This is a genomic window from Ursidibacter sp. B-7004-1, assembly GCF_053654055.1.
Genome location: NZ_JBSIUP010000030.1, coordinates 1 through 12,824 on the forward strand (window position 1 = coordinate 1; position 12,824 = coordinate 12,824).

General features: G+C 36.7%; 12 protein-coding genes. 1 reads left to right on the forward strand and 11 read right to left on the reverse strand.

Features of this window, described 5'->3' with window-relative positions; translation table 11 throughout:
- Positions 1-333: 333 nt before the first annotated feature.
- The 8 genes from ACWIW0_RS09560 to ACWIW0_RS09595 form a co-directional block, all read right to left on the reverse strand.
- Positions 334-558 carry a sulfurtransferase TusA family protein gene (locus ACWIW0_RS09560; RefSeq protein ID WP_454453126.1) on the reverse strand — a complete coding sequence of 75 codons (225 nt, stop codon included), beginning with the start codon at positions 556-558 and terminating at the stop codon, positions 334-336.
- 2 nt (positions 559-560) lie between these two features.
- The gene (locus ACWIW0_RS09565) at positions 561-1,598 is read right to left on the reverse strand and encodes a YeeE/YedE family protein (protein WP_454453127.1); all 1,038 of its coding nucleotides are present in this window, start codon (positions 1,596-1,598) and stop codon (positions 561-563) included.
- Positions 1,599-1,769: 171 nt separating this feature from the next.
- The gene (gene parC / locus ACWIW0_RS09570) at positions 1,770-4,016 is read right to left on the reverse strand and encodes a DNA topoisomerase IV subunit A (protein WP_454453128.1); all 2,247 of its coding nucleotides are present in this window, start codon (positions 4,014-4,016) and stop codon (positions 1,770-1,772) included.
- 97 nt (positions 4,017-4,113) lie between these two features.
- Complete coding sequence (locus ACWIW0_RS09575) at positions 4,114-5,325, reverse strand: sugar efflux transporter (protein WP_454453129.1); 1,212 nt, start codon at positions 5,323-5,325, stop codon at positions 4,114-4,116.
- A 156-nt stretch (positions 5,326-5,481) separates the two neighbouring features.
- Positions 5,482-6,606, reverse strand: a complete 1,125-nt coding sequence (locus tag ACWIW0_RS09580; RefSeq protein WP_454453130.1) for a hypothetical protein — start codon at positions 6,604-6,606, stop codon at positions 5,482-5,484.
- A gap of 21 nt (positions 6,607-6,627) precedes the next feature.
- Positions 6,628-7,491 (reverse strand): Nmad3 family putative nucleotide modification protein, encoded by an 864-nt coding sequence (locus ACWIW0_RS09585; protein WP_454453131.1) that lies wholly within the window; start codon positions 7,489-7,491, stop codon positions 6,628-6,630.
- On the reverse strand, positions 7,488-8,102 hold the full coding sequence (locus tag ACWIW0_RS09590) for an Nmad2 family putative nucleotide modification protein (RefSeq protein ID WP_454453132.1): 615 nt from the start codon (positions 8,100-8,102) through the stop codon (positions 7,488-7,490). Before ACWIW0_RS09590 ends, ACWIW0_RS09585 begins: the two co-directional genes overlap by 4 nt.
- Positions 8,103-8,157: 55 nt before the next feature.
- Positions 8,158-8,472: a hypothetical protein gene (locus ACWIW0_RS09595; RefSeq protein WP_454453133.1), complete on the reverse strand. Its 315-nt coding sequence runs from the start codon at positions 8,470-8,472 to the stop codon at positions 8,158-8,160.
- Positions 8,473-8,610: 138 nt separating this feature from the next.
- Here ACWIW0_RS09595 and ACWIW0_RS09600 point away from each other — a divergent pair, with 138 nt between their 5' ends.
- A complete protein-coding gene (locus tag ACWIW0_RS09600; protein ID WP_454453134.1) occupies positions 8,611-9,027 on the forward strand; it encodes a hypothetical protein in 417 nt (138 codons plus the stop codon).
- A 189-nt stretch (positions 9,028-9,216) separates the two neighbouring features.
- On the opposite strand, the gene mglC is transcribed toward ACWIW0_RS09600, so the two are convergent.
- Genes mglC through mglB form a run of 3 tightly spaced genes read right to left on the reverse strand, consistent with a single transcriptional unit; the run spans position 9,217 to position 12,805 of the window.
- Positions 9,217-10,227, reverse strand: a complete 1,011-nt coding sequence (gene mglC / locus ACWIW0_RS09605; RefSeq protein ID WP_454446986.1) for a galactose/methyl galactoside ABC transporter permease MglC — start codon at positions 10,225-10,227, stop codon at positions 9,217-9,219.
- 18 nt (positions 10,228-10,245) lie between these two features.
- Positions 10,246-11,763 carry a galactose/methyl galactoside ABC transporter ATP-binding protein MglA gene (mglA, locus tag ACWIW0_RS09610; RefSeq protein ID WP_454453135.1) on the reverse strand — a complete coding sequence of 506 codons (1,518 nt, stop codon included), beginning with the start codon at positions 11,761-11,763 and terminating at the stop codon, positions 10,246-10,248.
- Positions 11,764-11,812: 49 nt separating this feature from the next.
- Complete coding sequence (gene mglB / locus ACWIW0_RS09615) at positions 11,813-12,805, reverse strand: galactose/glucose ABC transporter substrate-binding protein MglB (RefSeq protein WP_454453136.1); 993 nt, start codon at positions 12,803-12,805, stop codon at positions 11,813-11,815.
- Positions 12,806-12,824: the final 19 nt, after the last annotated feature.

Here is a 12,824-nt window from a genome sequence, read left to right on the forward strand (position 1 = left end):
TCTCGTCCAAAGAATGTGGTATCCATAATAATATTTAAATGCGTTGAAATAGGCATTTTTAATGCGGTTTTAGGGGCTTTATCAATATATCGCTGAATAGTTTTAACGGAGCATTTATATTTAATGGCGAGTTCTTTGTAGGCCTGTTTTCCTTGCGAATAATCAAACCAAATATCGGTGGGGTTTATTTTATGTTGAAAGGTGAATGTTTTATTACTGTGTAATGGACAAAAATGTGGGATTTTTGTCCATTACACCTTTTAGGTAGCATTTTTAAGAAAAATGTACCTTAGTGAGTTATTTACTTGCTAAGGTACAGGTTGTGGATAGCGATTAAGTTTTTTGAATAGTGATTTCCCAACTTGCATCATCTACTTGGGCAAAATAGGTAACAGGATAGTTATTTTCAGCCGCCCAGCGTGGTAAGTTTTCTGTTGCTTCAGCACAGGTGAATTGAATATGTAGTTCATCACCAGCATTTAATTCAGCCATTTTCTTTTTGGCTTCTAACAATGGAACAGGGCAAAGTTGCCCGTTAGTGTCAAGTGTGTATTTCATCGTTACTCCTTATTTTTTAGTGGACGAATATAAACAAAGTAGCTCATTAACCAAGTACCTAAAATAATGAAAATGAGTGATAACCAACCTTTAGTACTCATTACTGCTGTTGCCGTTAAGCCGTTTCCGATAGTACAACCGCCCGCTAATGAAGCACCAACCCCCATCAATAAACCACCGATTACACTATTTCGAGTTGTTTTGAGATCAGGCATACGCCATTTAAATTCACGACTACCTTTTGCTGCAATATATGAACCTAACATTATGCCGAGAACTAAAAACACACCCCAGTTGATTCTTTTAATATCGCCCGTTACTAAATAAGTAATAATATTAGCAGATGGACCTGTAATACTTAATCCCGAACTTTTACCGCTTAAACCATTTACAAACCACGCAGCAAATGCGAGTAAACCAATTAACACTGCTGCAAAAAATGGGTGATATCGTCTTTCAAAGAGATAATGACGAATACCTGAATAACGTGGTGGGAGTTTTGCAATTTGAATTTTGGGTTGTTTCAACGTTCGATAGACAACAAACAAGGTAATAACAGAAAGTAATAAAACTAGCCACCAAACTGAAATACCTAAACTTGCCGCAAGGTTATCGTTAATTCTACCGTATTGTTCAAGAGATTTTTGAACGCCATTTAAAGCGCCAAACCTCATCATAGCGGCACTGACCATATACATAAAAAGTGCTATCCAACTACTAATCAATCCTTCTCCAGCGTGATACCAAGTACCTGTTGCACAACCACTTGCTAAAATAATACTCGCACCAAAGATAATTGAGCCAATAATCACAGAGAATACAGAAAAGTCTTTGTAGGGAGCAGAGATATATCCAAATTCAATCAATGCTAGTACACCTATACTTTGTACGCATATTGCAATGAGTAAAGCATAAAACATTTTATTGTTTTTGGAGAGATACATATCTCGGAAACCGCCAGTTAGACAGAAACGAGAGCGTTGAAATACAAAGCCAAGTAACCCGCCGATTAGCAAGGCTGATAGAATTGTCCAAAACATAACTAAACCTTAGTATAATGTAATGAGAAGTGATAAAGTCGCTATTATGTTGAGTACAAAATAGCTGTCAATTTGTTCTTGGCGGTTTTATGAAGTAGCTCACATATTGAATATACAAGTTGGTATTAGGGTGAATTATATCCACCCTATTTTTGAAATAAATTGAAAAAATTACTCGATAATTTCTACTTCAGTATTCACATTTAATCCCCGGACTAATTGTGAACCTTTTCTTGCTCGTTCCCCCCGATAATTTTCAATATCGCTTGGTTTTAGGGTAATTTTGCGTTTTCCTGAAACAAAGACGATAGATTGTGTTGGTCGTATCACTAATAAACGTGCAAGTAATTCTGTTCGTTCTTTTGCTGCAGTAGCAGAAATATTGATGATTTTATTTCCTTTACCTTTTGAAAGAGTTGGTAATTCTGACGTTGGGAAAACTAACATTCTACCTACACTGCTCATTGCAACTAATAAGTTTTCTTCCGAATCGTCAATGAATTGCGGTGGTAGTACTTTTGCATTTTCCGTTAAGGAAATTACCGCTTTACCAGCTTTGTTGCGTGAAACTAAATCACTAAATTGGCAAATAAAACCATAGCCAGAATCTGATGCCATCAATAACTTACGATGATCTTCAGCCATTAACACATATTCTACACTTGCTCCTTCAGGTAAACTGATTTTACTGGTAATCGGCTCGCCTTGCGAACGTGCGGACGGTAATGATGTCGGTTCAAGTGCATAGCTTCGTCCTGTACTATCAACGAATACCACAGGCTGATTACTTTTACCATAAGCGTGAGCCAAATAGCCATCTCCAGCTTTATAGCTTAGTGATTGCACATCAATATCGTGTCCTTTGGCACAACGTACCCAACCTTTTTCAGATAGAATAATAGTAACGGGTTCTGTTGGTGTTAAATCACTTTCGGCAATAGCTTTAGCCTCAGCTCGTTCTACTAATGGGGAACGACGTGGGCTGGCATAAGTTTTGGCATCGGCTTGAATTTCTTTTTTAATCAGATTATTTAATTTACGCTCTGAACCAAGAACACCTTGTAGATACTCTTTTTCTTCTTCTAATTTCTGTTTCTCAGCATTGAGTTGATGCTCTTCTAATTTTGCAAGATGACGTAGGCGTAAATTTAAAATCGCTTCTGCTTGAATATCGGTTAAATTAAAACGTGCTATTAACACTGGTTTCGGTTCATCTTCGTTACGGATAATATGAATAACTTCATCAATATTAAGATAAGCAATCATTAAACCGTCTAAAATATGTAAACGGTTTAAAATTTTATCCAAACGATAACTTAAACGGCGAGTAACGGTATTACGGCGAAATTCTAGCCACTCAGTTAGAATGGTAAGCAGATTTTTTACCGCAGGTTTACCGTCTAAACCAAGCATATTCATATTGACCCGATAACTTTTTTCGAGATCCGTTGTGGCGAATAAATGGTTCATTAACTCATCGAAATCAATACGATTAGAACGTGGCTCTAACACGATACGAATTGGGTTTTCGTGATCAGATTCATCACGCAGATCATCAACCATTGGTAATTTTTTATTACGCATCTGTGTTGCGATTTGTTCAATCACTTTAGATGGTGATGCTTGATGTGGCAAGGCTTTAATCACAATCTTGCCATCTTCTTTTGTCCAAACTGCTCGTGCTTTAATTGACCCTTTCCCCTGTTCATAAATTTTCACAATTTCTGCTTTTGGGGTAATGATTTCTGCGTCTGTTGGGTAGTCAGGGCCTTGTACACAAGTCAATAAATCGGCTAAACAAGCGGTGGGATTATCTAATAATTTTACCGTTGCATCGGCAAGTTCATTGATATTGTGTGGTGGAATATCCGTTGCCATTCCCACTGCAATACCTGTTGTGCCATTCAGTAAAATATGTGGCAAACGAGAAGGAAGATATTTAGGTTCTTCTAATGAACCATCAAAGTTAGGTTGATAATCTACCGTACCTTGCCCGAGTTCAGAGAGCAAGATCTCTGCCATTTTAGAAAGCTTAGATTCAGTATAACGCATTGCTGCGAAAGACTTCGGATCATCAGGAGCCCCCCAGTTACCTTGCCCGTCAATTAGTGGGTAGCGGTAAGAGAAAGGCTGTGCCATTAGCACCATTGCTTCATAACAAGCACTGTCGCCGTGTGGGTGGAACTTACCTAATACATCGCCGACTGTGCGAGCTGATTTTTTATATTTTGCTGAGGCATTAAGTCCAAGCTCCGACATTGCGTAAATAATACGGCGTTGTACGGGTTTGAGCCCATCTCCAATAAAGGGAAGGGCACGATCCATAATGACATACATTGAATAGTTGAGATAAGCATCTTCGGTAAAACGCTTAATCGGCATTTGTTCTATGCCTTCATAGTTAATTTCGTTGCTCATAGTTTTGCTAGATAAATGTTCAGAAAAATGGACGCAAAATTGCGTCCAAAGTGTGGGAATTGTCGCTTATTTAAGGGCGATTGTCTAATCTTTAAGGCTAAATCTTTCTCACAAATAACATAAAAATCAACGCTATAAAACATAAACCCATCGCCAGATACCAAGTACTATGATACCCAAATTGACTTGCCACTATACCTGCAATTGGACCTGCAGTTACCCAACTGGCAGAGCCTGTATTGGTAAAAAGTGTGGTTGCTGTTCCCATTTTATAGGGCATTAAATCTTGGAAGTAAATCATTCCGATTGAGGCAAGAATGCCGACAAATAACCCGTTGAGTAATTGGCTTGCAATGAGTTGCCATTCTGTTGTAGCAAGAGATAAGCAGAGGTAATAGCCAATACCTGACACAATACCGATGAGCATTAGGCTTTTTTTGTCAATAAATTTGGTACAGTAGCCCGCAATAAGCATTACGGGGATCTCAATAGCTGCTGCTGTTCCCATCAATAGCCCAGCCAAGCGGTCGGATAATCCCAAACTTTCGCTTAAATAGATTGGCATATTGATAAACATCATACTGTTACAAGTCCAGACAAATAGACAAGTAAAGCAGAGCAAAATGACAGAGTTACGATTACTACTAATCCCTTCTTCTCGAATTTGTTCATCTTCATTTTGATTTGTAATTTGGGGATCGGAACTTACCGCTTGTGGTAGCATCAAGACCACAATAATAATCGACATTGCAAAAATAGTAGCAGCTGCACAATACATAAAGGTAAAGCCGAATTGATCAGAAAGTAGATAAGCAAGAGGAGGACCTACAATCCAAGCTAACGAAAGCTGAGCTCTTAATACGGTATTAAACATTGTGCTATCACGTTTTTGACTATTGCTATATTCACGAGAAAGTGCAAAAAGCTGTGATGATGCGGAAGAACCTAATCCTAAAATTAACGTGCCTAAAATCAGTAAGACATAATAGTCCCGATTAAAAGCAAAGAGTAAGCAACCAAACATTTGCATTACACAGCTTAGTGCAATAATCAGTTTGCGGTTGGGATAGCGGTCGGAATAGTGTGCTACGATTTGACTGAGTATCATCGAAACCAATGAATTGATAGAATAAAATAGCCCTACCATCATTGGATCACTGGTAACTTCTTTATGTAGATAAACGGTTAATGCAGGAATACGTAATGCTCCTGCAAGCCCAGTCATAAAGATTACAATCAAAAAGGCTGCGGAAGCAGAGGTTAGAAGTCTGCGACTAATATTCGGTTGCAATGGATTAAGTGGTTGCATAGTTTAAGAAAAGTAATTTAAAGATAGGGTATTATAAAGGAATAAAATGCTAGTGGATTAGTTGAAATAAAAAAGAAGGCGAGAGAATATGATCTGACAGACACGGTAATTTTAAACGGGGACTGTCAGATTAGGTTTAATCTTCTACATTCTATTTTATAGCTGTTGTTCTTCGGCAAGTACTTGGAATTGTCGAATATAGTTTGCAATTTCTTTTGCATATTCTGACATCATTCGTGTACGGCGCTGTGGATGTTTGAAATATTCAAAATCTTTGCTATCTAATGTCCAAAAGTTGAGAGCGTATTTATCAGGGTTTTTCCAACCTAACCACCACTGACTATTGCTAAAACCTGGCGAAATTGTTTTAATAATATTGATAACTTGTGTTTCTTGTTCAGGATTATCTAGCATTGTTTCATTTCGTAGAAAACCATAATAAATGCCATTATCAAGTTCCACTTTGAAATTAATCATTTCTCCATTTTTAGTTGTGTAAACAGGAATTTTAATTCCATAATAACGATGACGATTTCTTGCTCGAGCGTAATATTGGTTTACATCTTGCGTAAAATCTTTTCGTTCAATATCTAAATCCTGGTTTTCAAGTTGAGTTTGTAATTCATTCCAGAAATAATTCTGCATTTCGTATTTATCGAGCTTTTCACCTTCGATAAAGAGATCACATTCCGATAATAGCGTTTCAATACTTTCTTTTGCAATTGGATTGCTGGTTGTTTTGTACAAATCATTTTTTAAAATAGCAACAATATTAAAAAGTTCTTCAGAGAATGAAGCGTAATAATTAGCAACTAATTTTTGTTTATCTTCACCTGCTGCCATAAATTCATTCATTTTTTTGATTAAATGTGTTACTCGCTCAAAAATTGCTTTAGTGGTTTCTTCTGTACTATGCATTTGGATATAGGAGAGTTGGAAAAGTAAATCTTTCAATTCATCAATGGTATCTACAGGATCTTTATTTAATGCAATTTGCACTTTTCCATCTTCTACAATATCTTTGAGTTTTTCTAAAAACTGGTGATAAACTTCTTGTTTTTTCTCAAACACAGTGAGGTTTTTATCGCGCTCTTCTTCTGTTGCCGTTTGTCCTTGTAGTAAGAATACAGTGACGATCGCTGTTAAAATTGCACCGATTGCTCCGTTATTGATTTCTTCAATGATTTTAGGTAAGGCATCTTCATAAACTTTATTCAATACGAATAAACTCAATGAAATGCTTAATAATATGCCAAGCCATGCATAGATTTTTTTAGACATGATTTTTCCTTAGTAAAATTGTTAAATGTGATTTTTGATAAGATTGATTGCCCAATCTTTAACTTCAGGGAAATAGGCGGTATCTAGAACAAATTCTTGACCTCGTGCAACGGTTTTTAATATAACTTTGTCAGGATTATCTGTATCATCACCCCATCTTGTTAGATTGCGGTGGTAGCTTAATGCTTGCTCTGGGTTTTCTCTTGCATCTAAACATTTTGGTAGAGACCAAATTGAACGAGGGTGTCCTAGTTTTGTAAGTATTAAATCGGAAGAGAACTTGTTTAACATTCCACCACCAAATGAATTTAAAACAAAATCAGAACGCTCTTTAGCAATGAAAATAAGATTATGCTCTTCATTTTTTGCAGGATAGTAATGAGGGTGAATAGATAGAAATGGATAGGCTTCTAACTCTTTCATTTCTTTTACATCTATCAAATTTTCAATTTCCAACCAACCGAATAAAGCGTGGAAATCAGGCCCATAATATTCCCATTTTTTAGTTTGACTATTGCGTTTAATATGTCTAAACCAACCGAAGAAAAGAAATAAATCATTTTTACCTACATTTTGGTTAATCAGATGCCCTGCTGCTGCTTTTACTTGCCCTAGTGCAGGTCTCCAATCTTTTGTTCTTTTTTCTTTTTTCCTATTTAAGTCAGGGTCAAGATGAAGCGTTTTATTCAGATAATCTGGGGGTAATAAATCGCTAATTAATTCTTTTAGATCAATATCTCTTGTTTCTATATCGTCCCAAGATAAGTCGCTTTTAGATGAGGGGATTGGGAAAGAAATTATTTGTCCATTTGGTAAAATAGGGCTAGGGAAGCATCCACTTGCTTTTCCGCTATCAAATCCTTTTCTTGATAAAATAATTTTCATCCAAAATAGTTTCCGTATTTTCCTGATGAATAGATTTTTCGTTGTTTTAACTCTTCATTAAAAAACAGAATAAATTCATCAATAATTTGTTGTTCCCTGATTTTTCTATGTCCACGACCAGTTAAAAGGTAGGAATTGGGTAATTGAATATAGTGGTGAGGTTGATTGGAACCAAAATACCAATATTTTCTGCCGATAAGTACTCTTTTTCCTGAATGGAGATCCCTATATTCATCATCTTCTCGAGTATGACCTGATTTGCTGGGTAATAAACCATAATCACCATTTTCTTGGTAAATCCAAATACAATCTCCATTGTTATTATCTATTGGTATTCGATGATTTAGATCTGTGGAATTTTTACAGCGTTGGTAATAATTTTGCCATTCAACAATTTCGTCTACTACCATACAGTACACAATATGGTTTCCCATTCGTTTTGGGCTTAGCCCTAAAATAATATCGCCAACTTTTGCACAGCGGCGAATAACAGGTTTACAAATGGCGAGAGTACAAATATTGAAATCAGGATTTGGTGCATTTCCATAATCGTAAGCAACGATATAACTATACAACGAAGGTTGTTCTATTTCTTTCGTTAGTCTTTCCATTCTTGATACTCCTTTGAAAAGTGCAGTTAAAATTAACCACACTTTATAGATTAAATTACCAACATTTTAGAATAAGTTGAGCGTAAGCAACGAGGATTGGGTGTCCATCTAAATCATAGCTGTTACGACTGGTTGCTCCAATTTTTGGTTTAATCACATTTCCTTCAACTATCCAAGTATTACTTGATGTAGCTCCAATTTTTGCTTTTAATTCTTTACCATCAAATAACCAAGTGTCTCGGCTCGTTGCCCCTATCTTGGCTTTAAGTTCTTTTCCACTGTAAATCCAAGTATCACGGCTGCCTCCATTTTTAGGTTTGAGTTCTGAACCATTGCAAACCCAATCTTTAGGCAGATAGATCTTTTCCATTTTGCTTCTCCTTTTTTGAGGTTAACGTAATTTATAACTTAATTATAGCGTAATTATGATTGTGATTTATATTAATAGTTACGTAATTTTAAGGCAAGATCTCATTAAAAATTTTTTTCTCTTTACAGTGTTTAAATTATGAATGAGAGAAAACTATTTGCAGAAAACTTAAAGAAAATTCTTGTAGAAAAAGGTATTACACCAAAAGCCGCTGTGTTAGAACGAGAATTTAACTTACATCATTATGGTAAGCCTATCGGCTTGCATGCTGTGGCTCGCTGGTTACGTGGTGAGGCATTACCATCTTTAGCACGATTGCGTACATTGGCTGATTGGTTAGAGGTAGAATTAACAGAGTTGGTTTCTGATGAAACAGCTTATAAGATCAATAAAGTTGAAAAGCAAAAAGAGCCAACAAAACATATTTGGGAAACCGCAGCAAGTTATCAGGATCAGGTTTTATTTGAAACGTTTTTAAAATTACCTCAAGAACAAAGAAAGATAGTTCGAGAAGTTATCATTGCAATGCATAAGGCTTATCGAGAAAATAAATAGTAAATATGTGGTTAATTTTGAAGTTACTTTAAAAAGGCATAGTAGACAAAAAGTTAGGCAATTATTCAAGGACTGATATTTAAACTTTTGGCTGTATTTAGTCATAAAAAATCTGCACCTTAATCAGTTGGTTGTTTAGTCCAACTTTTGGGGTGCAGCTCAGAAAATCTCACCTTAAAAATGACTTAACTATTTTTTCTTCGCATATTTAAGCGAGTCAATCGCAACTGCTAGGATAATGATGCTACCTTTAATGATATATTGCCAGTAAGGGTTTACACCGATATAGGTTAAGCCGTAGTTAATAACGGTAAAGATTAACACCCCTGTAATAACACCGATAACTGTACCAACACCACCTGCGAAAGACACACCACCAACTACACAAGCAGCAATGGCATCTAATTCGTACATAAAGCCTAAGTTATTCGTTGCACTACCAATACGACCTGCTTCAAGCATACCACCAAAACCGTAGAACATTCCTGCAATCATATAGATAACTACAAGGTTACGAGCTACGTTTACGCCTGATACCTTAGCCGCTTCAGGGTTACCACCGATAGCAAAGATATTTTTACCAAATCGTGTTTTATTCCACATAATCCACACGAGTAATGAAGCAATGGCTGCATAAATCGTAATATACGAGAGATTAAACGATCCGATTCGGAAGAAACCTTGTGCAAAGTTAGAGAAACTTTCGTTGAATCCTGCAATAGGAGACGAGCCTACCGCATCGTAGTATAACGAGTTAATACCATAAACAATGATCATTGTTCCCATTGTGGCAATAAAAGGAGTTACGTTGAGATAGGCAATGACTAAGCCATTCACCAAGCCAATAACAGCACCAATGGCACACACAGCGAGAATAACCACAGGAATTGGAATTTCGCCTAAATTCGGGAAAACCTTATTCATATTATCCATTGCTTGAAGCAAGGTAGCCGAAATAACCGCAGCAAGCCCGACTTGGCGACCAGCTGATAAGTCAGTACCTTGAGTAACGAGCAAACCTGCAACCCCAAGGGCAATAATCAAGCGAACCGAAGATTGCGTGAGAATGTTACTGAAATTGCGTAAACTCAAGAAACTCGGATCTTGGGCAATAATGATGATTAAAAGTATCAATAATACGAAGTAAATCGCATTTTGTTTGAGAAAATCTAAAGATTTATTTTGTGTTAGCGTGGACATAATTCATTTCCTTCTAGCTTATAAATATTTTGCTGCAAGTTGCAAAATCTCTTCTTGAGATGTTTTCGCAGTTTCAACAATCCCTGCAACTTTACCATTACTCATTACTAAAATACGGTCGGTTACACCTAGTAATTCGGGCATTTCCGATGAGATCATAATGATCCCTTTATCTTTCTGAGCTAATTGCATAATGAGCTGATAAATTTCATATTTCGCCCCAATGTCGATACCACGAGTAGGTTCATCAAGCATTAGAATTTCAGGTTGAGTTAATAACCAGCGTCCGATAACGACTTTTTGTTGGTTACCACCTGAAAGCGAACCTATATTAGTGCGATGCGACGGGGTTTTTACATTCATTGAATCTATTACCCATTGTGTGTCGCTTTTCATCTTTTTATTACTGAGTAAGCCAAAAGAGCCGATATAGGATTTCATATTAGAAATCAAAGAGTTAAATTCAATGCTGAGGTTGGCATAAATCCCTGTGGAACGACGTTCTTCCGTTACTAAAGCAAAACCGTTGTTAATGGCTTCTAAAGCGGTATGATTTGCCATTTCTTTTCCGTGTAATTTCACACTACCACTTTTTCGCTCACGTACACCAAAAATCGTTTCAACAATATCGGTACGTTTCGCACCAACAAGCCCCGCAATACCTAAAATTTCACCTTTACGTAATTCAAAGCTGACATCTTGAATAGAAGGCTGATTGAGTGCAGTAAGATTTTCAACTTCTAGAATGACTTCTTTAGGGGTATTGGTTTTTGGTGGGAAACGTTGGGTTAATTCACGTCCAACCATCATTGCCACAATGTTGTCCATAGTGGTCTCTTTGACGGGAACGGTGTTGATCCATTTGCCATCACGCAAAATGGTAATTTCATCACAAATTTTGAAGATTTCGTCCATTTTGTGAGAAATATAGATAATGCCACAACCCCGTTGTTTTAATTTTTCAATTATAGTAAATAAATGTTCGACTTCTTTTTCAGAAAGAGAAGATGTCGGTTCGTCCATAATCACAATTTTTGCGTTATAAGAGAAAGCTTTGGCAATCTCGATCATCTGCATTTGAGATACAGAAAGATTTGCCACTTTCTCTTTCGGATCAATATCAATATCTAATTCATCAAAAATTGCTTTTGTTTCATTATACATTTTGGCGTGATCGACAAAAAAGCCTTTTAATGGATAACGCCCGAGCCATAAATTATCCATTACGCTACGCTGACGAACTAAGTTTAATTCTTGGTGAACCATCGAAATTCCGTTTTCCAATGCTTCTTTTGAAGTTTTGAAATTAACAGGTTTGCCGAGAAAAAGAATTTCCCCTTCATCTTTTGCATAAATACCGAATAAACATTTTAGTAACGTGGATTTTCCCGCACCATTTTCGCCCATTAAAGCGTGAACAGAGTGAGACTTAACGGTTAAATTTGCGTGATCAAGGGCTTTTACACCAGGAAAGGATTTACTGACATTTGCCATTGTAAGAAGAACTTGGCTGTCTTGTGGAATTTGTACTGTCATATCCAACCTCATAAAAAAGGGGAGGCGAGCCTCCCCCTGTTACAACTTTTTATTTTAAGAATTCAGCAAGATTGTCTTTATCAATACCAACGTATGGAATACGCACGATACGATCTTTTAATTGCCATTTAGTGCCTTCAGTTGCAGGTTTACCTGCTGCTAGGTTTGCAGACATTTGCACAATTGCTTTACCTTGGTTTACACCATCGTTTAACACCGTACCTGCAATTTCACCTTTTTGGATAAGTTGTAGTACTTCAGGTAACGCATCAACACCGAAAATCGGTAATTTTTTACCGTGAGCTTTAGTTGCTTCTAATGCCCCCATTGCCATACCATCGTTATTAGCAATGATAACTTCAATATCTTTCGCTTTAGAGCTAGATAACCAAGCATCTGTTTTATCTTTTGCAAGTGCAGCGTCCCACATACCTGTATCATTGAATAATTCTTGGGTTTGAATACCAAGTGAATTTAATTGTTCAATAACATATTTAGTACGGGCTTCCGCATCAGGGTGACCTGGTTCGCCTTTTAATAGCACATATTGAATTTTACCGTCTTTATTTAAATCATAAGCTGGATTTGCCTTCCAGTGTTTTGCAATTAAATCACCTTGAATTACACCAGATTCTTGAGGGTTTGTTCCAACATAGTAAGCATTTTTATAGCCAGCGATTACTTTATCTCCAGGATCTTTATTAAAGAAGATAACTGGGATTTCATCTGGTTTCGCTTTACCCACGATAGTTGGTGCAGCAGATGGATCGACTAAGTTGATAGAAAGTACTTTAACGCCTTTTGAAATCAATACATCAACTTGGTCATTTTGGATTGATTGAGCATTTTGAGAGTCGTTCATCAATAATTCAATGTTTTTATATTGAGTTGCTTCTTTCTCAATTTCTTTACGCATTAAAGACATAAAGTTGTCATCGTATTTATAGATAGTTACACCAACGCGATCAGCCGCTTGAGCTGAACTTGCCATTACCCCTAAACCAACAGCGAATGCAAGTGTGCTTAACACAGTTTTTTTCATAATCAGGCTCCTATTTGGA

What these genes read in the sequence shown, in the direction of transcription:
- parC (WP_454453128.1), bottom strand. Translation starts at nt 4,016, where the DNA reads ATGAGCAACGAAATTAACTATGAAGGCATAGAACAAATGCCGATTAAG.
- mglC (WP_454446986.1), bottom strand. Translation starts at nt 10,227, where the DNA reads ATGTCCACGCTAACACAAAATAAATCTTTAGATTTTCTCAAACAAAAT.
- ACWIW0_RS09595 (WP_454453133.1), bottom strand. Translation starts at nt 8,472, where the DNA reads ATGGAAAAGATCTATCTGCCTAAAGATTGGGTTTGCAATGGTTCAGAA.
- ACWIW0_RS09560 (WP_454453126.1), bottom strand. Translation starts at nt 558, where the DNA reads ATGAAATACACACTTGACACTAACGGGCAACTTTGCCCTGTTCCATTG.
- ACWIW0_RS09585 (WP_454453131.1), bottom strand. Translation starts at nt 7,491, where the DNA reads ATGAAAATTATTTTATCAAGAAAAGGATTTGATAGCGGAAAAGCAAGT.
- mglA (WP_454453135.1), bottom strand. Translation starts at nt 11,763, where the DNA reads ATGACAGTACAAATTCCACAAGACAGCCAAGTTCTTCTTACAATGGCA.
- ACWIW0_RS09575 (WP_454453129.1), bottom strand. Translation starts at nt 5,325, where the DNA reads ATGCAACCACTTAATCCATTGCAACCGAATATTAGTCGCAGACTTCTA.
- ACWIW0_RS09580 (WP_454453130.1), bottom strand. Translation starts at nt 6,606, where the DNA reads ATGTCTAAAAAAATCTATGCATGGCTTGGCATATTATTAAGCATTTCA.
- ACWIW0_RS09600 (WP_454453134.1), top strand. Translation starts at nt 8,611, where the DNA reads ATGAATGAGAGAAAACTATTTGCAGAAAACTTAAAGAAAATTCTTGTA.
- mglB (WP_454453136.1), bottom strand. Translation starts at nt 12,805, where the DNA reads ATGAAAAAAACTGTGTTAAGCACACTTGCATTCGCTGTTGGTTTAGGG.
- ACWIW0_RS09590 (WP_454453132.1), bottom strand. Translation starts at nt 8,102, where the DNA reads ATGGAAAGACTAACGAAAGAAATAGAACAACCTTCGTTGTATAGTTAT.
- ACWIW0_RS09565 (WP_454453127.1), bottom strand. Translation starts at nt 1,598, where the DNA reads ATGTTTTGGACAATTCTATCAGCCTTGCTAATCGGCGGGTTACTTGGC.